This window comes from Nonomuraea sp. LP-02 (genome assembly GCF_036289125.1).
Classification (GTDB): domain Bacteria; phylum Actinomycetota; class Actinomycetes; order Streptosporangiales; family Streptosporangiaceae; genus Nonomuraea; species Nonomuraea bangladeshensis.
This window is the reverse complement of the sequence record NZ_JAXCLK010000001.1, coordinates 5,413,285-5,430,154: the sequence shown is the minus strand read 5'-3', so window position 1 is coordinate 5,430,154 and position 16,870 is coordinate 5,413,285. Positions and strand designations below refer to the sequence as shown.

Here is a 16,870-nt window from a genome sequence, read left to right as displayed (position 1 = left end):
GGACTTGATGGAGTATTTGCCGAAAATCAGCGCCGCAGGCGACGGACGACCCAGATGACGATCAGCAGAACCGCGAGCGCGCCCGCCACCGGCGCCAGCCGTTTGAGCACCGGCTGTCCGGCGATCTCCAGCAGGTCGAGCGCCTCCTCGTCGGGGGAGCGCGAGGTGCGCACCGTGCCCTGGGCGTGGGGCGGCGCCGGCTCGGGAGCGGGCACGGGAGTGGGCACGGCCGTCAGGTGCCGCTCCTCCTCCTCCTTCGGCTGCTCCTCGGCGGGCTGCTCCTGGACCTGGGGCTGCTCTCTCGGCTCGGACAGCAGCTCGGCGAGGTTGGCGGCGAACCTGTCCAGCAGCCGCGAGCCCACCTCCGCCATCACCCCGCGGCCGAACTGCGCGGGCCGCCCCGTCACGTTGAACGTCGTCTCCACGGTCACCGCCGTCGACTCCTCGCGCGGCGTCAGCCGGGCCTTGACGGTGGCCGAGGCCGTGCCGGAGCCGCGGGCCTCCTTGCCCGACGCCTGGATGGTGAGCGAGCGGGAGTCCTTGTCCACGTCCTCGAACCTGGCCGAGCCCCGATAGGTGACGGTGATCGGGCCGACCTTGACCTTCATCCTGCCGGTGAACTCGTCACCCTCGTAGATGTCGAGCGTGGCCCCGGGCAGGCAGGGGGCGATCCGCTCGACGTCGAGCAGCACGGCCCACGCCTGCTCGACCGGAACCGGAACAGTGAACTCGTGCTCGAACCGCATCGCCATCGATCCGCTCCTTCTGCCGATGGTTCCCGACACTACGACGCGGCGGGGGCGCCCCGGAAGAGACGCCCCCGCCAGGTCATCCGGACAGGCCGGTCAGGGCGCGCCCGTGGCGGCGCGCACCGCCCGATGAGTCAGCACCCTGGCCAGGTGCCTGCGGTAGTCCGGCTGACCGTGGAGGTCGGCCGGCGGATCGGTGTCCGCCGCCGCCTCCGCGCAGGCCTGCCGCAGCCCGTCGCCGAGCTCCACGCCCTGGAGGGCCGCCTCGGCCGCGCGGGCCCGGACCGGCGTCGAGCCCATGTTCGTCAGCCCGATCCTGGCCTCGGTGATCGAGCCGTTCGACCGCCTGACCGCCGCCGCGACGCCGACGATGGCCCACGCCTGCGCCGTACGGTGGAACTTCTCGTAGTGGAAGCCCCAGCCCGCCCCCAGCTTCGGGATCCTGACCCCGGTCAGGATCTCGCCGGCGTCGAGGGCGTTCTCCAGATAGTCGACGAAGAACTCGGCGGCCGGGATCTCCCGCTCGCCCTGTGCCGAGCTCGCCACGAACACGCCGTCGAGCGCCAGCACCACCGCGGGCAGGTCGCCCGCCGGATCGGCGTGCGCCAGCGAGCCGCCGAACGTGCCCCGGTGCCGGATCGCCGGATCCGCCACATGGGCGGTGGCCATCGCCACCAGCGGGCAGCCGTCGTTGACCACCTCGGAGCGCATCACCTCGTCGTGCGTGGTCAGCGCGCCGATGTAGACGTGGTCGCCGCGGTCGTGCACGCCCCGCAGCTCCGCCAGCCGCCCCACGTCCACCAGCTTCGACGGGTACGCCAGCCGCAGCCGCAACAGCGGCAGCAGCGACTGCCCGCCGGCCAGCACCTTCGCGTCCTCGTCGGCGGCGAGGACCTGCGACGCCTCGGCCAGCGAGTCCGGGCGCACGTACTCGAACTGCGCGGGAATCATCGGCGCGCTCCTTCCAGTGCCCGCCACACCCGCTCCGGCGTGCACGGCATCTCGACGTCGCGCACGCCGGACGGGCGCAGCGCGTCCACGATGGCGTTCACCACGGCCGGGGTCGAGGCGATCGTGCCCGCCTCGCCGACGCCCTTGACGCCGAGGGGATTGCTGGTGGCCGGGGTCTCGGTCCGGTCGAGCTGGAACGCCGGCAGGTCGGCCGCCGACGGCAGCAGGTAGTCGGCCATCGTCGTGGTGAGCAGGTTGCCGTCGGCGTCGTAGACGGCCTCCTCGTACAGGGCCTGCGCGACGCCCTGCGCGATGCCGCCGTGCACCTGGCCCTCCACGATGAGCGGGTTCACCACCTTGCCGACGTCGTCCACCGCCACGTACGAGCGGATCCGCACCTTGCCCGTCTCGGTGTCCACCTCCACCGCGCACAGGTGGGTGCCGTGCGGGAAGGAGTAGTTGTCCGGGTCGAACGTGGCGTCGGCGTCCAGCCGCGCCTCCACGCCCTCGGGCAGGTCGTGGGCCGTGAACGCGGCGTAGGCGAGCTCCTGGATGGTCCGCTGCGCGTCCGTGCCCCGCACCTTGAACGCGCCCCCGGCGAACTCCAGGTCGTCGGGCGAGCACTCCAGCAGGTGCGCGGCCAGCGTACGGGCCTTGTCCTTGACCTTGTCGCACGCCCTCAGCACGGCGATGCCGCCCACCACGAGCGAGCGCGAGCCGTAGGTGTCCATGCCCTTGTGGGAGATCGCCGTGTCGCCGTGCAGCACCGTGACGTCCTCGAACGGCACGCCGAGCGAGTCGGCCACGATCTGGCTCCACGACGTCACGTGGCCCTGCCCGTGCGGGCTGGTGCCGGTGATGACCTCGACCTTGCCCGTCGGCAGCATGCGGATCGAGCCGTGCTCCCAGCCGCCCGCGCCGTAGTTCGACTCGCCGAGCAGCCGGGACGGCGCCAGCCCGCACATCTCGGTGTAGGTGCTGACGCCGATGCCGAGCTGCACCGGGTCGCCCCGGTCCCGCCGGTCGGCCTGTTCGGCGCGCAGCTTGTCGTAGCCGAACATCGACAGCGCCTTGTCCGTCGCCGCCTCGTAGTTGCCGGAGTCGTAGGTGAGCCCCGCGATCGTGGTGTACGGGAACTCCTCGTGCCTGATCCAGTTGCGCCGGCGCACTTCCAGCGGGTCCACGCCCAGCTCGGCGGCGAGCTCGTCCATCATGCGCTCGATGCCGAACGTCGCCTCCGGCCGCCCCGCGCCCCGGTAGGCGTCGGTCGGCATCTTGGTGGTGAACACGCCGGTGCAGGCGAACTCGTAGGCGTCCATCTTGTAGATGGCGTTGAACATGGCCGCGCCCAGCATCGGCACGCCCGGCGTGACCAGCATCAGGTACGCGCCCATGTCGGCCAGCAGATCCACCCGGAGCCCGCGCAGCCGCCCGTCGGCGTCGGCGGCCAGCCGCAGGCGCTGGAGCTGGTCCCGCCCGTGGTGCACGGTCAGGTTGCCCTCCGAGCGGCTCTCGGTCCACTTGACCGCCTTGCCGAGCCTGCGGGCCAGCAGCAGGCAGAGCACCTCCTCGGCCGTCACCTGCAGCTTCGAGCCGAACCCGCCGCCGACGTCGGGCGCGACCACCCGCAGCCGGTGCTCGGGGATGCCGGTCACCACCGCCAGCATCACCCGCAGGACGTGCGGGATCTGCGTGGAGGTCCACATGGTGAACGTGTCGCCGTCGGTGTCGGCGAGCACCGCCCGCGGCTCCATGGCGCTCGGGATGAGCCGCTGCTGGCGGAAGGTGCGTTCGATGACGACCGGCGCGTCACGGAAGGCCGCCTCGACGTCACCCGAGACGATCTTCGTGCTGAACGCCTTGTTGCCCGCCTCGTGCACCTTCGGGCTGCCGTCGGTCAGGGCCTCCTCCATGTCGAGCACCGCGGGCAGCGGCTCGTAGTCGGCCTCGATGGCCTCCAGCGCGTCGGTCGCCTTGTACCGGTCGGTGGCGATCACGCAGGCCACGGCCTCGCCGACGTACCGGACCTCGGAGACCGCCATCGGCGGATGGTCGGGGATGACGATGTCCTCGCTGACCGGCCACGCGCACGGCAGGCTGCCCTGCTCGTCCGCGAAGTCCTGGCCGCTGAAGGCCGCCACGACCCCGGGCAGCCCGCGCGCCCCCGACACGTCCACCCGGGTGATCCTGGCGTGCGCCATCGGGCTGCGCAGGAAGACCACGTGCAGCAGGCCGGGACGGGTCAGGTTGTCCGTCCACCGCGTACGCCCCGTCAGCAGCCGCGCGTCCTCCTTGCGCCGCCGTGGCCGGCCCAGCTCCGGCGTGGCCGCCGGCTCGTTGATCTGGTCGCTCTCCGCTATCTGCTCGGCCACCGCGCCGGTGTCCAGCTCGCTCACGGCGTGCTCACCGCCTGACCCATCTCCTGGGCTCCCCGGCGTACCGCGCGGACGATGTTGCAGTAGCCGGTGCAGCGGCACAGGTTGCCCTCAAGCCCCTGCCTGATGGCGTCCTCCGACGGGTCCGGGTCGTCCCGGAGCAGGTCGATGGCCGCCATGACCATGCCGGGGGTGCAGTAGCCGCACTGCAGTGCGTGCTCTTCGTGGAAGGCCCGCTGCATCGGGTGCATCGAGCCGGCCGTGCCGAGGCCCTCGATGGTGACGACCTCGCAGCCGTCGGCCTGTACGGCCAGCACCGAGCAGCTCTTGACGCTCTTGCCGTCCAGCATGACTGTGCAGGCGCCGCAGTTGCTGGTGTCGCAGCCGACCGGGGTGCCGGTCTTGCCCAGGCGTTCTCTGAGCAGATGGACGAGCAGCAGTCGCGGCTCGACGTCCTCTTCGTAGGTGATTCCGTCCACGATGACGGAGATGCGGGGCATACGTCCTCCCTCTCAAGGAGCGGGGGAATGGCGGACACACCCGAAATTACGCTCGTGTTACGCCCGGTCAAGGGTCACTTACCGCGGACCGCCCTCGCAACGACCGCCACGAGGCCCGCGAAGGCCAGACCGAGCACCAGGACACCCATCAGGACCAGGGCATCCGTGAGCGCACGGGTCACCACCAAGATCCCGAGCACGACGAAGAGCACGCCGCTCAGCAGCGCCATCCAGTCCGTACGATGCACCCGCCGGGGCCGCTCCACCTCGTACGCTACGCCGTCCCACGGCCCCGTCTCACGCGGCACGCCGCACCTCCATGTCGCCGAGCCCGCCCTTCAGGTCGAGCACGATGGTCGAGACCTTGCCCTCCGGCTTCGTCTCCGGCTCCAGCACCTGGTTCACGCGGACGTTCACGCCGCCGTGGATCCGCTGGTCGATGCGGATGTCGCCGACCCGGTTGCTGGCGTGCAGCTCCAGCCGCACCGTGGGCGGCACGATCACCTCCAGCTCGCCCATTGAGATCCTGGCCTCGACGGACGCGGTCGTGCCCGGGGGCAGCTTCAGCTCCGACAGGTCCAGCAGGCCCTGGCCTGCGCCGACGTCGTACACGGGGACCGCGGCCAGCTCGCTCAGCGTGCTCGGCGCCCACTCGGACGGGCCGAAATTACGTGGCAGTCCGCCCAGCGCGAGGCCGGTGCTCACCGCGAGCGCCACCGCGACGCCGGCGGCGACCAGCCCGGCGCCGCGGCCCCACCAGGTCGCGACCAGGAGGCCGGCGCCGATGGTGATGAGCATCGCGCCGCCGACGATGGTCGGGCTCACGCCGGCGGCGGACCTGGTCTGGACCGCCACGACGATCCCTCCAATGATGATGGCGAGCAGGATGGTGATGACGCCGATGAACGACTTGGGGCGGGGCGCGCGCTTCGGACGCCGGGGCGTCGGGCGGGCGTACAGGGCCGGGTCGTACGGCGAGGAGTAGCCGCCGGCGCCGGCGCGCCTGGCGGGGTCGAGGGGCCGGTAGGGGCCGTTGGGCGCGAACGGCTCGCCGTAGGCGACCGCGGTCCGCGGCCGGTACGCGGCCGGCTCGTCCTCGGGCGACCGCTGCCCGGCCTCCTGCCGCCCGATCCCCTCGGGCCCGTCCTCGTGCGCGACGGGCTCGTGGCCGTCCTCGTGCGGGACCGGCTCCTGCCCGGACTCGCGCGCGGCCGGCTCGTAGGGCGGCACGGGGTGCTCCGCCGTCACCGCATCGTCCCTGCCGATTTCGTCCCGGTCCGTCTCGCTCCGGCCCGTCTCGTTCGAGCGAGGGCCGTTCGCGGGCGCCTCAACCGTCGAGGGCGCGGACGTCGCGGGTGCCGTTGGTGCCGCGGGGGCGAAGTGTGCGGCCGGCGCCGAGGGCATGGTGGGCGTCGGGTGGGGAGCCGGGCGGACCGGGGGCGTGGGCTGCGGGCTCGCGTACGTGGGCGCGGGCTGCCCGGCCCGCGGCCGCTGCCTCAGCCGCTCCGGCATCGACCGGGCCAGCCCCAGCAGATCGACCCCGTTGGCGTGCGCGGCCAGCAGCGACACCGCCAGGAACACGCCCACCACGAGCGTCCCCGCGTCGATCCAGATCGTCGCCAGGTTGAGCCCCAGCCCGAACCCGAGCACCGCCGTCAGCAACGCCAGCACGGTCTCGGCGTCGAAGTCGCGCCGCGTCCACTGCTCGATGATGCCCGGGCTCCCGTTCGGCTCCTTCATCAACAGGAACGCCGCGATATACAAGAAAAGCCCCACGCCCGAGCCGAGCAGCAGCACGGCGAAGGCCACCCGGAACACCACCGGGTCGATCCCGGTGTGGCGGCCCAGCCCCGCGCACACCCCCATGAAGATGCGCCCCTCGCCGCTGCGTCGCAGTACGGTGGGGGGAGCGGCCGGATCCCTGGGCGGAGCTTCTGTCATGCCACCATCGTGGCCCCACCGGCGCACCGCTCGCATCCGGGAGACCCCTGATCCGACCCGGGGGTCGTTCCCTGATGCCCGGTCCGCCCCTTACATGTGACGATGACGGTGTTATGGCTGACCAGAAGACACTCGCCGAGCCGGGCACCGGCGAAAAAGCGCCGTTCCGGCGGATGATGCGCCCGATGGAGGGCCGCCTGCTCGGCGGGGTGGCCCAGGGACTGGCCGCGCAGCTCAAGCTCGATCCCGTGGTGATCAGGCTGATGTTCGTGCTGCTCAGCGTGGTGGACGGGGTCGGCATGGTGGCCTACGCCGTGCTGTGGATGGTCACGCCGCGTCAGCCTCACGAAGGGCCGCCGCCGCAGCGTGACTGGAGCCAGCTCGCCGCGTTCACTGCGATCGGGGTGGCGCTGGCCGCGTTCGGCTGGCTGACCGGGGCGTCGGCGGGCGGCATCGGCATGTTGCCGTTCGCCGCGGGCGGGATCGGCGCGCTGATCCTGTGGCAGCAGGCCGACCCGGAGCGCCGCCGGAGCTGGATGAGCGGGGCGACGCTCAGCATCAGGAAGAACCGCGTGCGCACGCTGCTCGGCGTGGGGCTGGTGGTGATCGGCGCGATCGGGTTCCTCTACTGGCAGGGCGAGCTGGCCCAGGCCCAGCAGGGGCTGCTGTTCACCGTCGTGGTGGTCGGCGGCCTGGCGGTCATCGCGGCGCCCTGGCTGGCCGGCCTGTGGAAGGAGCTCCAGCTCGAACGGCGCGAGCGCATCAGGCAGGAGGAGCGCGCCGAGGTCGCCGCCATGGTGCACGACTCGGTGCTGCACACCCTGACGCTGATCCAGCGCGTCGCGCACGACCCGCGCGAGGTCACCCGCCTGGCCCGCTCGCAGGAGCGCGACCTGCGCAACTGGCTCTACCAGCCGGCCCAGGACGCCGACGCGACGGTGGCGGCGGCCGTGCGCAGGATCGCGGCCGAGGAGGAGGACGCGCACGGCGTGCCGATCGAGGTGGTGTGCGTCGGTGACGTGCCGTTCGACTCGGGCGGCCGGCTCGCGGCCATGATGAAGGCGGCCCGCCAGGCCATGGTCAACGCGGCCAAGTACAGCGAGAGCGACTCCATCTCGGTGTACGCCGAAGTCGAGGGTGAAGAAGTGGCCGTTTTCGTGAAGGATCGGGGCAAGGGCTTCGATCTCGACGCGGTCCCCCTGGACCGGATGGGGATCAGGGAGTCCATCATCGGAAGAATGGAACGCCACGGCGGCTCCGCCCGGATCCGCACAGAACCGGGCGAGGGCACGGAAGTGATGTTGACCATGAAGGTGGAGAAAGTATGACGCGGGTGCTGATCGTCGACGATCACCGGCTCTTCCGCTCGGGCGTACGCGCCGAGCTCGGCGACTCGATCGAGGTCGTGGGGGAGGCCGAGGACGTCGAGTCGGCCGTCAAGGCGATCGCCGAGCTGCAGCCGGACGTCGTCCTGCTGGACGTCCACATGCCGGGCGGCGGCGGCCAGGAGGTGCTGCGCCGGGTGCTGGGCGCCGGCTCGCCGGTCCGCTTCCTCGCGCTGTCGGTCTCCGACGCCGCCGAGGACGTCATCGGCGTCATCCGGGGCGGCGCCCGCGGCTACGTCACCAAGAACATCAGCGGCAAGGAGCTGACCGACGCCGTCCGCCGGGTGGCCGAGGGCGACGCGGTGTTCTCGCCGCGGCTGGCCGGGTTCGTGCTGGACGCGTTCGCCTCCTCCGAGGCGCCCTCGATCGACCCGGAGCTCGACTCGCTGACCCAGCGCGAGCGGGAGGTGCTGCGGCTGATCGCGCGGGGTTACGCGTACAAGGAGATCGCGAAGGAGCTGTTCATCTCGGTGAAGACCGTGGAGACGCACGTGTCGTCCGTGCTGCGCAAGCTCCAGCTCTCCAACCGCCACGAGCTGTCCCGCTGGGCCACCGCCCGCCGCCTGGTCTAAGGCCGATTCGGCCGGGTTTGGACCGTTACAGGATAGTTATCGGCTAGCTGCCTACGAATCAGGCGTCTCGTTTGTCACACAGAGAGGTACCGAATGAGCACTTAGTCCAGGAGTAACCCCCTTGAAGCGCGTCACCCGGATGCTTCCGGCTCTGTTCGCCCTGGTCGTCGCGACGGCCTGTGCGGCGGAGACCGCCCCCATCCCGCAAGCCCGCCCGACGGCCGCCCCCCAGGGCCAGGCCGCCGTCGCCCCGGTCGCGGCCACCACCACCCCGTCGCCCACCCCCACGACCACGGCCAAGATCAAGCTGGGCATCGCGGACATCACCCCGATGGGGGAGAAGACCGAGAAGGTGGGCGTCGGTTTCCCGATCATCGTCACGTTCGACCGTGACGTGAAGACCAAGGACCGCGCCACGGTCGAGGCCCTGCTGCAGGTGGAGTCCGACAAGCCCAACGAGGGCGCCTGGCGGTGGGTGTCGGCCCGCAAGATCATTTATCGGACGAAGGCGTACTGGAAGCCGTACCAGAAGGTGCTCTTCACCGCGCGGCTGTCCGAGCTGCCCGGCAACACCGGCGGCAAGAACGTCTCCCGCCGCTTCGCCGTCGGCGCCCAGAACATCTCCCACGTCGACACGCGCAAGCACGTCATGAAGGTCTACCGCAACGGCAAGCTGGCGAAGAAGATCCCGATCAGCGCCGGCCGCGGCGGCCTGGTGCGCAACGGCGTGGACGTCTACCTCACCACCAGCGGCACCCACCTCACCATGGGCAAGAAGGCCGTCGAGACGATGACCTCCTCCTGGATGGGCGTGACGGACCCTAAGGACCCGCGCTACTACAAGGAGGAGATCCCCTGGGCCGTGCGGATCTCCGACAGCGGTGAGTACGTCCACCAGAGCGCCGGCTACTACCAGTATCTCGGCCGCTCCAACCAGAGCCACGGCTGCGTCCGCGCCACCCCCGAGGGCTCCAAGTGGTTCTACACCATCGCCCAGCGCGGCGACGTGGTGAAGATCACCGGCACCAAGCGCAAGCTGCAGTGGAACAACGGCTGGAGCTACTGGCAGCTCAGCTACAGCCAGTGGAAGAAGGGCAGCGCCCTGAAGTAGAGCTTCCCGTACGCGTGAAGGCGCGCCGCCGGCAGATCCTGGACGCCGGCGGCGCGCCTTCGTGTCGGTGCCCCTACAACTTCTCCAGCGGCGCGTACGCCAGCAGCAACGTCTTCTCCCCGCCGCTGCCGAAGTCGACCTTGACCTTGGTCTTCTCCGCCACGCCGTCGACCGACACCACCGTGCCGAGGCCGAACTGGTCGTGCGTCACCCGGTCGCCGGGCGTCAGCGACGGCACCTTGCGCCCGCCCGCGCCCGCCGCGCCGCCCCTGGCCGGCGCCGGCCGCGCCGCGGGCTCCCTGCGGGTGGCGGCGCTCCACGCCGACTTCTCCGGGTCGGTGCGCCAGTCGATGAGCGTGCCCGGCACCTCGTTGACGAAGCGCGAGGCCGGATTGAACGCCGGCGCCCCCCACGAGCTGCGTACGGCCGCCCGCGTCAGGTAGAGCCGCTGCTGCGCCCGGGTGATGCCGACGTAGGCCAGCCGCCGCTCCTCCTCCAGCTCCTTCGGCTCGCCCAGCGACCGGACGTGCGGGAACACGCCGTCCTCCATCGCCGTCAGGAACACCACAGGGAACTCCAGGCCCTTGGCGGTGTGCAGGGTCATCAGCGTGACGACCCCCTGCCCGCCGTCGGCCTCGGGGATCTGGTCGGCGTCGGCCACCAGCGAGACCTGCTCCAGGAACTCCACCAGCGTGCCCTCCGGGTTGGCCTCCTCGAACTCGGAGGCCACGGAGATCAGCTCGTTGAGGTTCTCCAGGCGGGACTCGTCCTGAGGGTCCTCGGACGCCTCCAGCTCGGCGCGGTAGCCGGTGGCCACCAGCACCTCCTCGGCCAGCGCCGACGGCGGCACGCCCTCGGCCTTGGCGATCAGCTCCTCCAGCATCGCGACGAACTCACGCACCGCGTTGAGCGAGCGCGTGGCCATGCCGTAGGCCTCGTCGGCCCGCCGCAGCGCCTCCCAGTAGGTGATGCGCTCGCGCGCCGCCAGCGCCTCGACCATCGCCTCGGCCCGCTCGCCGATGCCCCGCTTGGGCACGTTGAGAATGCGCCGCAGGGACACGACGTCGCTGGGGTTGGCCAGCACCCGCAGGTAGGCCAGCAGGTCCTTGACCTCCTTGCGCTCGTAGAAGCGCACGCCCCCGACCACCTTGTAGGGCAGCCCGGTGCGGATGAAGATCTCCTCGAACACACGGGAGGCCGCGTTGGTGCGGTAGAAGACCGCCACGTCGCCCGGCCTGACGCCCTCCTCGTCGCTCAGCCGGTCGACCTCCTGGGCCACGAACATGGCCTCGTCGTGCTCGTTGTCGGCGACGTAGCCGACGATCTTGGGGCCGTCGCCCTGGTCGGACCAGAGGTTCTTCGGCTTGCGCGACTCGTTGCGGGAGATGACGGCGTTGGCCGCGGCCAGGATGTTCTGGGTCGAGCGGTAGTTCTGCTCCAGCAGGATCGTGCGGGCGTCGGGGTAGTCGCGCTCGAACTCCAGGATGTTGCGGATCGTCGCGCCGCGGAAGGCGTAGATCGACTGGTCGGCGTCGCCGACCACGCACAGCTCGGACTGGCTGGTGCCGGAGCGCACCTGCTCGCCGTCGGAGGTGCGCAGCTCGGGGTGGCCGACCAGCTCCCTGATCAGGATGTACTGGGCGTGGTTGGTGTCCTGGTATTCGTCGACCAGCACGTGCCTGAACCGCATGCGGTAGTGCTCGGCCACGTCGGGGAAGAGCTGGAACAACGTCACCGTGTTCATGATGATGTCGTCGAAGTCCATCGCCCCGGCCTCGGTGAGCTTGAGCTGGTAGGACTTGTAGGCCTGCGCGAGCGTCTTCTCCAGGTGCGAGCCGGCCCGGTCGATCGCGCTCTCGTAGTCGATCAGCTCGTTCTTGAAGTTGCTGACCTGCGCGGAGAACGAGCGCGGCGGGTAGCGCTTGGGGTCGAGGTCCATCTCGCGGCAGACCATCGCCATGAGCCGCTGCGAGTCGGCCTGGTCGTAGATGGAGAACGTGGACGGGAACCCGAGCCGCTTGGCCTCCCGCCGCAGGATGCGCATGCACGCGCTGTGGAACGTCATCACCCACATGGCCCGCGAGCGCGGCCCGATGAGCTTGTCGATGCGCTCCTTCATCTCCTTGGCGGCCTTGTTGGTGAACGTGATCGCCAGGATCTCGCCCGGATGCACGTCACGCTCGGCCAGCAGGTAGGCGATGCGGTGGGTGAGCACCCGAGTCTTCCCCGACCCCGCTCCCGCCACGATGAGCAGAGGGCTGCCGTGATGGATCACGGCCTCCCGCTGCTGCGGGTTGAGGCCGTCGAGCAAGGGGTGGTCAACAGAGACTTGGGTCGGCACCTACCTAGGTTAAGACGCTCCACCGACAAACGGCGCCCGGAATGCGATCCGCCGGGCGCCGGTTCTCCCTCAAGAACACCGTTCGAAAGGGGAGTCATGCTGCCGCAGGCCGAGATCAACCGGGTGCTGTACGTGACCGCGCATCCCGACGACGTCGACTTCGGCGCGGCCGGGAGCGCGGCGCTCTTCGTGGACCGGGGGGTCGAGGTCACGTACCTGCTGGTGACCGACGGCGACGCGGGCGGCAACGAGCGCACGCTGGACAACACGGGGATGGCCGAGCTGCGGCGGACCGAGCAGCGCGCCGCGGCGAAGGCCGTGGGCGTCACCGACGTCCGTTTCCTCGGCTACCCCGACGGCCAGGTGGTGCCGTCGCTGGAGCTGCGGCGTTCCATCGCCCGCGTGATCCGGCAGGTGCGTCCCGACCTGGTGGTGACCCACCACCCCGACCGCAACTACCGGTTCATCGCCCCGAGCCACCCCGACCACCGGGCCGTCGGCGGCGCCGCCCTGGACGCCGTCTATCCCGACGCCCGCAACCCGTACGCCTTCCCCGAGCTGCTGCTGGAGGAGGGGCTGGAGGCGTGGACGGTCCGCGAGGTCTGGCTGACCGGCGGGCCCGCGCCCGACCATTACGTGGACGTCACCGACGTCATCGACCGCAAGCTCGCGGCCCTGCTGTCGCACGTGAGCCAGGTGGCGCATGTTGAGGGGTTCGCGGAGGGGGTCAAGAGCCGCTTCGCGGCCTGGGGCGAGCAGGCCGGTTTCGGCGCGGGCCGCTACGCGGAGGCGTTCCAGGTCGTCCCCACGGCCTGACCCACCCGCGTGCGGTGGCTCAGGGGATGGAGCCGGGCGGCGCCACCCAGAGCGCGGGCTGCCCGGTCACCTCGGCGATGAGGTCGAAGTCGCGGTCGTAGTGCAGCACCGTCGCCCTGTGCACCTCGGCGCAGGCGGCGATCAGCAGATCGCGCACCCCGACGCCGCGGTGCTGCGACTTGCGCGCCAGCATCGCCTGGACGTCCAGCGCGCGTGCCGCCACCTCGCTCGCCGAGACCGACAGGAGCCGGAAGCCCTCACGCAGATGTTCGGCCTCCAGCTCGTAGCTTCGCGAGTCGCGCGCGCTGAAGAGCATCTCTATCTGTGTGACCTCGCAGATCGCCAGTGTCTTGTCGAGGATGAGTGGTTCGAGCGAGCGGCGCACTGCAGGGTGCGGCATGCGAGCCAGCGCGCTCTTGTCGATCAGATAGACCACGCCTGTGGCTACCACGCCTGCTTCATGAACTCCGGGTCCAGTAGTTCCGTATTGTCCCGGGAACACAAGTACTCGAAGGCCTCGCGACGCTTTGCCCGACCGGCGATCTCCTGCAGGGCAGCGTTGACCGTTTCCTTCATCGTCGACGTGCCCAGCTCGTGCTGGGCCGCTTCCAGAAGCTCCTTGTCGATGTCGATGACCGTGCGCATGCGGCATCACCTCCGTACCCTCCATGTTATATCAGAAATGGTGATCTTGATATACGCGCTTCCCTCCGGCGGCACCGGCCGTGGGAAGCGCGCTCACGGAAGGTAGAGCATTGACATGACGAAATTTTGGAGCGGTCCAACGGCAGTGCAGGATCCTCGTCCTGCGAGGCAAGGATCTTCCTTCTCAGAGGGGGTGCGGACCCACTGAGCAAGCAATCATTTTTTGTCGTCCTTTTTCGCTGCGATCCGGGCGAAAAAGTAGCCAAGCGAGTTCGTGGACAGATGCAGCATGACGGGAGCCAGCAGGCCACGACGGCGCCGCAGTTCGCAGAAGAGCACGCCCGCCGCCGCCGTCGACACCACGCTCCCCGCCACCACCCGCGCGGTGTCGAGCCGCGCGGGCGACTCGCCGGCCGTCAGGGCGCCGAGCGCCGGGTTGGCGCGGGCCATGTCGACGGCCGGGAGGATGTGCCACAGGCCGAACAGGGCCGAGGAGAGCGCCGTGGCCGCCCCCGTGCCGTGCCGGCGGCGCAGCATGGCGTACAGGGCGCCACGGAAGCCGACCTCCTCCAGCAGGACCGTGGCCAGCGGCACCTGGACCAGGGCCTCCTCCAGCAGGCGGGCGCGTGACAGCGACAGGGCGCGCTCGTCGTGGAAGAGCGGCCTGGTGCGGGGCAGCGCGACGCCGGCGGTGTAGACGGCGGCCACGGCTCCCGCCAGGACGCCGCCCGTGACCGCGCCCCGCCGGCCGTGCTCGAACCCCATCTCCTCCCACGTGGCGCCCGACCTGCGGGCCATCGCCACCAGGGCGGCGGTGGCGAGGGCGGAGGTGAGCGGGCCCAGGCGGGGGGCGACCTTGTTGTTCATGACATTGGCGGCGGCCAGCACGGCGACGGAGCGGAGGATCACCTCTGCAGGCTACGTCGGCCCCCGCCCGCCCGGCGGTCCCGTGGGGTCAGGAGGCGGCGGAGTCCCGCCAGCCGGCCGGGAAGCGGGAGCGGCGGCGCTCCTGCGGCGTCAGGCCGCCCCAGATGCCGTCCGGCTCGCCTGCTCGTAACGCGTACGCGCGGCACTCCTCCAGCACCTGGCAGCTCGCGCAGACCGCTTTGGCCCGCGCCTCCTGCTGCGGTGAGGGGGCGAGCGGGAAGAAGAGGTCAGGGTCGCTGGACCTGCACGCCCCCCGGCGCAGCCAGCCGATCTCCTCCAGTGGCATGGACCCACCGTACGGCTCCGACATGATCGACCACATCATCCTCCGGGTTGATGGGGGAATACGCCCCGGGATGACCTCCGCTGCCAGGAACGCCGAGTCAGCAGGCGCCCACGCCGCTCCGGTACCCCTCGGCGAAGGCCGACTGCCGCTGCTCGGCGGTACCGTGCGCGGCCGGGTCGAGCCAGTCGTCCGTGGGGTCGCCGGCCGCCTCCAGGCTCAGCAGCAGCTCGTCCTCGTCCCCAGGCTCCGCGCGCAGCGCGCCCCCGCCGACCAGGCCCGACAGGGTGGCGCCCGCGTAGCAGTCGGCCTGCAGCTCGGCCTGGACGTTGAGCTGGAACGTCGAGCGGAGCTGGGCCTGGACCGCGTGGCCGAACTCGTGCGGGATGATCACGTACACCGAGCCGTCGCCCATGTCGTTCCACAGCCCCTCCATCCAGTCCCGGTCGAAGGCGATGAAGTGGCCGACCGGGCAGTAGAAGGCGTTGTTGGGCACGGCCGGCTGGCCGCCGCAGCTCGGCCCGGCGGAGCCGGAGTAGGGGATGAACTCGCTGATCGGCCGGTAGGTCCGGCCGAGCTGGGTGAACTGCTGCTTCCAGAACTGCTCGGTCAGCGTCCGCGCCGAGACGACGTCGTCCTCGAACGTGTCGTCCTGCTGCGAGTCGCCGGGCGGGTTCATCGACGGCGGCCGGGCCAGGCCGCAGGACAGCACGGAGCCCGCCACGACGAGCAGGGCGAGCAGGGAGCGGAGGGGAGCGCGGGTCACGGGCTCAGACTTCCCACGTATGCACGGGCTCATTCGTATGCATACGCCCGATGTAGTCCAGGGTCATCGCCCGCAGTGCCTCGTGCCGGTCGCCGCCCTCCGCGCGTACCCGCCGTACCTGCCAGTCCGCGCCGGTGACGCCGCTCAGGCAGCGTTCCTCGATGATGCCGAGCAGCCGGTCGGCGACCGGGCGGTCCACGCCCCACAGGGCCAGCCCCTCGTGGGCGGCCGGCAGCAGCCGGCGCAGGATCAGCTCCGACGCGGGCACCTCGCCGAGTCCCGGCCAGTAGAGTCGCGCGTCGAGGCCGTGCCGGGCGGCGGCGGCCAGGTTGTCCTCGGCGGTTCTGAAGGACATCCGGCTCCAGATCGGCCGCTCGTCGTACGGCAGCACGCGCATCAGCCCGTAGTAGAAGGCGGCGTTCGCGGCGACGTCGGCGACGGTGGGCCCGGCGGGCAGGACGCGGTTCTCCACCCGCAGGTGGGGCAGGCCGTCCACGACCGCGTACACGGGCCGGTTCCAGCGGTAGATCGTGCCGTTGTGCAGGGTCAGCTCGTGCAGCTGGGGGATGCGGCCCTGCTCCAGCTCGGCGCGCGGGTCCTCGTCCGCGCAGAGGGGGAGCAGCGCGGGATAGTAGGTGACGTTCTCCTCGAACAGGTCGAAGACGCTGGTGATCCACCGCTCGCCGAACCACACGCGCGGCCGTACGCCCTGCGCCTTCAGCTCGGTCGGCCGGGTGTCCGTGGCCTGCTCGAACAGCGCGATCCTGGTCTCGTGGTGCAGCTCCTTGCCGAACAGGTACGGCGAGTTGGCCGCGACGGCGACCTGCGCGCCTGCGATCGCCTGCGCGGCGTTCCAGTGCGCGGCGAACGACTCGGGGCTGACCTGCAGGTGGAGCTGGACGCTGGTGCAGGCGGCCTCCGGCGTGATGCTGTCGGCGCGGGTGTCGAGGCGTTCCGTGCCCTCGATGCACAGGTGCAGGTCCTCGCCGCGGGCGGCGAAGATCTGCTCGTTCAGCAGCCGGTAGCGGGGGTTGGCCGACAGCGAGCCCTCCTCGACGTCCCGCTCGCGCAGGGTGGGGAGGATGCCGACCAGCATCAGGTGGCCGCCGAGCGAGCGGGCGCGCTCCTCGGCGTGGTTCAGCCGGGCGCGTACGTCGTCCTCCAGCCGCCGCGGCCCGTCGCCGCCCAGCTCCTGCGGCTCGACGTTGATCTCGATGTTGAACTGGCCCAGCTCGGTCGCCCAGTCCGGGCGCGCGATGGCGGCCAGCACCTCGGCGTTGCACATGGCGGCCTCGCCGCGCGCGTCCACGAGGTTGAGCTCGATCTCCAGGCCCGCGAGCGGGCGTTCGAGCTCGAACCGGGACTCGCGCAACATCTGGGCGAAGACGTCGAGGCACTGGCGTACCTTCTCGCGGTACTTCCTGCGGTCCTCACGGCTGAACACGACGACCGGCACGTCCCTGCCCATATCATGCAATGTCGCATGCCGAGCGCCACATGAACAGGCG

Annotated in this window: 17 protein-coding genes; 4 read left to right on the top strand and 13 right to left on the bottom strand. The window is 70.9% G+C overall.

Translation table 11 applies throughout. From position 1 onward, the window contains the following. Positions 1-26: 26 nt before the first annotated feature. From SMD20_RS25130 to SMD20_RS25105, 6 genes are all read right to left on the bottom strand, one after another. Positions 27-752, bottom strand: a complete 726-nt coding sequence (locus SMD20_RS25130; RefSeq protein ID WP_329585285.1) for an SRPBCC family protein — start codon at positions 750-752, stop codon at positions 27-29. 93 nt (positions 753-845) lie between these two features. Then, complete coding sequence (locus SMD20_RS25125; RefSeq protein WP_329585283.1) at positions 846-1,700, bottom strand: FAD binding domain-containing protein; 855 nt, start codon at positions 1,698-1,700, stop codon at positions 846-848. Then, positions 1,697-4,072, bottom strand: coding sequence for a xanthine dehydrogenase family protein molybdopterin-binding subunit (locus SMD20_RS25120; protein ID WP_329592662.1), 2,376 nt, complete (start codon positions 4,070-4,072; stop codon positions 1,697-1,699). The genes SMD20_RS25125 and SMD20_RS25120 overlap by 4 nt, the downstream gene beginning before the upstream one ends. A 20-nt stretch (positions 4,073-4,092) precedes the next feature. Further along, a complete protein-coding gene (locus SMD20_RS25115; RefSeq protein WP_329585280.1) occupies positions 4,093-4,575 on the bottom strand; it encodes a (2Fe-2S)-binding protein in 483 nt (160 codons plus the stop codon). A gap of 74 nt (positions 4,576-4,649) precedes the next feature. Then, positions 4,650-4,883, bottom strand: a complete 234-nt coding sequence (locus SMD20_RS25110) for a hypothetical protein (protein ID WP_329585277.1) — start codon at positions 4,881-4,883, stop codon at positions 4,650-4,652. After that, a complete protein-coding gene (locus SMD20_RS25105; RefSeq protein ID WP_329585275.1) occupies positions 4,873-6,516 on the bottom strand; it encodes a PspC domain-containing protein in 1,644 nt (547 codons plus the stop codon). The genes SMD20_RS25110 and SMD20_RS25105 overlap by 11 nt, the downstream gene beginning before the upstream one ends. A 113-nt stretch (positions 6,517-6,629) precedes the next feature. Here SMD20_RS25105 and SMD20_RS25100 point away from each other — a divergent pair, with 113 nt between their 5' ends. From SMD20_RS25100 to SMD20_RS25090, 3 genes are all read left to right on the top strand, one after another. Next, positions 6,630-7,844: an ATP-binding protein gene (locus SMD20_RS25100; RefSeq protein ID WP_329585272.1), complete on the top strand. Its 1,215-nt coding sequence runs from the start codon at positions 6,630-6,632 to the stop codon at positions 7,842-7,844. Beyond that, positions 7,841-8,473 (top strand): response regulator transcription factor, encoded by a 633-nt coding sequence (locus SMD20_RS25095; protein ID WP_329585270.1) that lies wholly within the window; start codon positions 7,841-7,843, stop codon positions 8,471-8,473. The genes SMD20_RS25100 and SMD20_RS25095 overlap by 4 nt, the downstream gene beginning before the upstream one ends. A 121-nt stretch (positions 8,474-8,594) precedes the next feature. Next, positions 8,595-9,584, top strand: coding sequence for a L,D-transpeptidase (locus SMD20_RS25090; RefSeq protein WP_329585269.1), 990 nt, complete (start codon positions 8,595-8,597; stop codon positions 9,582-9,584). Between the two features lie 73 nt (positions 9,585-9,657). Here SMD20_RS25090 and pcrA read toward each other — a convergent pair whose 3' ends face one another. Further along, positions 9,658-11,895, bottom strand: coding sequence for a DNA helicase PcrA (pcrA, locus tag SMD20_RS25085; protein WP_329592660.1), 2,238 nt, complete (start codon positions 11,893-11,895; stop codon positions 9,658-9,660). Between the two features lie 126 nt (positions 11,896-12,021). Between pcrA and SMD20_RS25080 the strand changes: the two genes are divergently transcribed. Continuing rightward, the gene (locus tag SMD20_RS25080) at positions 12,022-12,741 is read left to right on the top strand and encodes a PIG-L deacetylase family protein (protein ID WP_329585267.1); all 720 of its coding nucleotides are present in this window, start codon (positions 12,022-12,024) and stop codon (positions 12,739-12,741) included. A gap of 19 nt (positions 12,742-12,760) precedes the next feature. On the opposite strand, the gene SMD20_RS25075 is transcribed toward SMD20_RS25080, so the two are convergent. The 6 genes from SMD20_RS25075 to SMD20_RS25050 form a co-directional block, all read right to left on the bottom strand. Then, on the bottom strand, positions 12,761-13,192 hold the full coding sequence (locus SMD20_RS25075; RefSeq protein ID WP_329585265.1) for a PIN domain nuclease: 432 nt from the start codon (positions 13,190-13,192) through the stop codon (positions 12,761-12,763). Continuing rightward, positions 13,186-13,386 carry a type II toxin-antitoxin system VapB family antitoxin gene (locus tag SMD20_RS25070; RefSeq protein WP_329585263.1) on the bottom strand — a complete coding sequence of 67 codons (201 nt, stop codon included), beginning with the start codon at positions 13,384-13,386 and terminating at the stop codon, positions 13,186-13,188. Before SMD20_RS25070 ends, SMD20_RS25075 begins: the two co-directional genes overlap by 7 nt. Before the next feature lie 216 nt (positions 13,387-13,602). After that, positions 13,603-14,295, bottom strand: coding sequence for a CPBP family intramembrane glutamic endopeptidase (locus SMD20_RS25065; protein WP_329585260.1), 693 nt, complete (start codon positions 14,293-14,295; stop codon positions 13,603-13,605). A gap of 46 nt (positions 14,296-14,341) precedes the next feature. Next, entirely contained in the window at positions 14,342-14,599 is a 258-nt protein-coding gene (locus SMD20_RS25060; RefSeq protein ID WP_329585258.1) for a WhiB family transcriptional regulator, read from the bottom strand. A 97-nt stretch (positions 14,600-14,696) separates the two neighbouring features. Further along, on the bottom strand, positions 14,697-15,362 hold the full coding sequence (locus tag SMD20_RS25055; protein WP_329585255.1) for a neutral zinc metallopeptidase: 666 nt from the start codon (positions 15,360-15,362) through the stop codon (positions 14,697-14,699). A 4-nt stretch (positions 15,363-15,366) separates the two neighbouring features. Further along, positions 15,367-16,830 (bottom strand): glutamate--cysteine ligase, encoded by a 1,464-nt coding sequence (locus SMD20_RS25050; RefSeq protein WP_329585252.1) that lies wholly within the window; start codon positions 16,828-16,830, stop codon positions 15,367-15,369. Positions 16,831-16,870 lie beyond the last annotated feature (40 nt).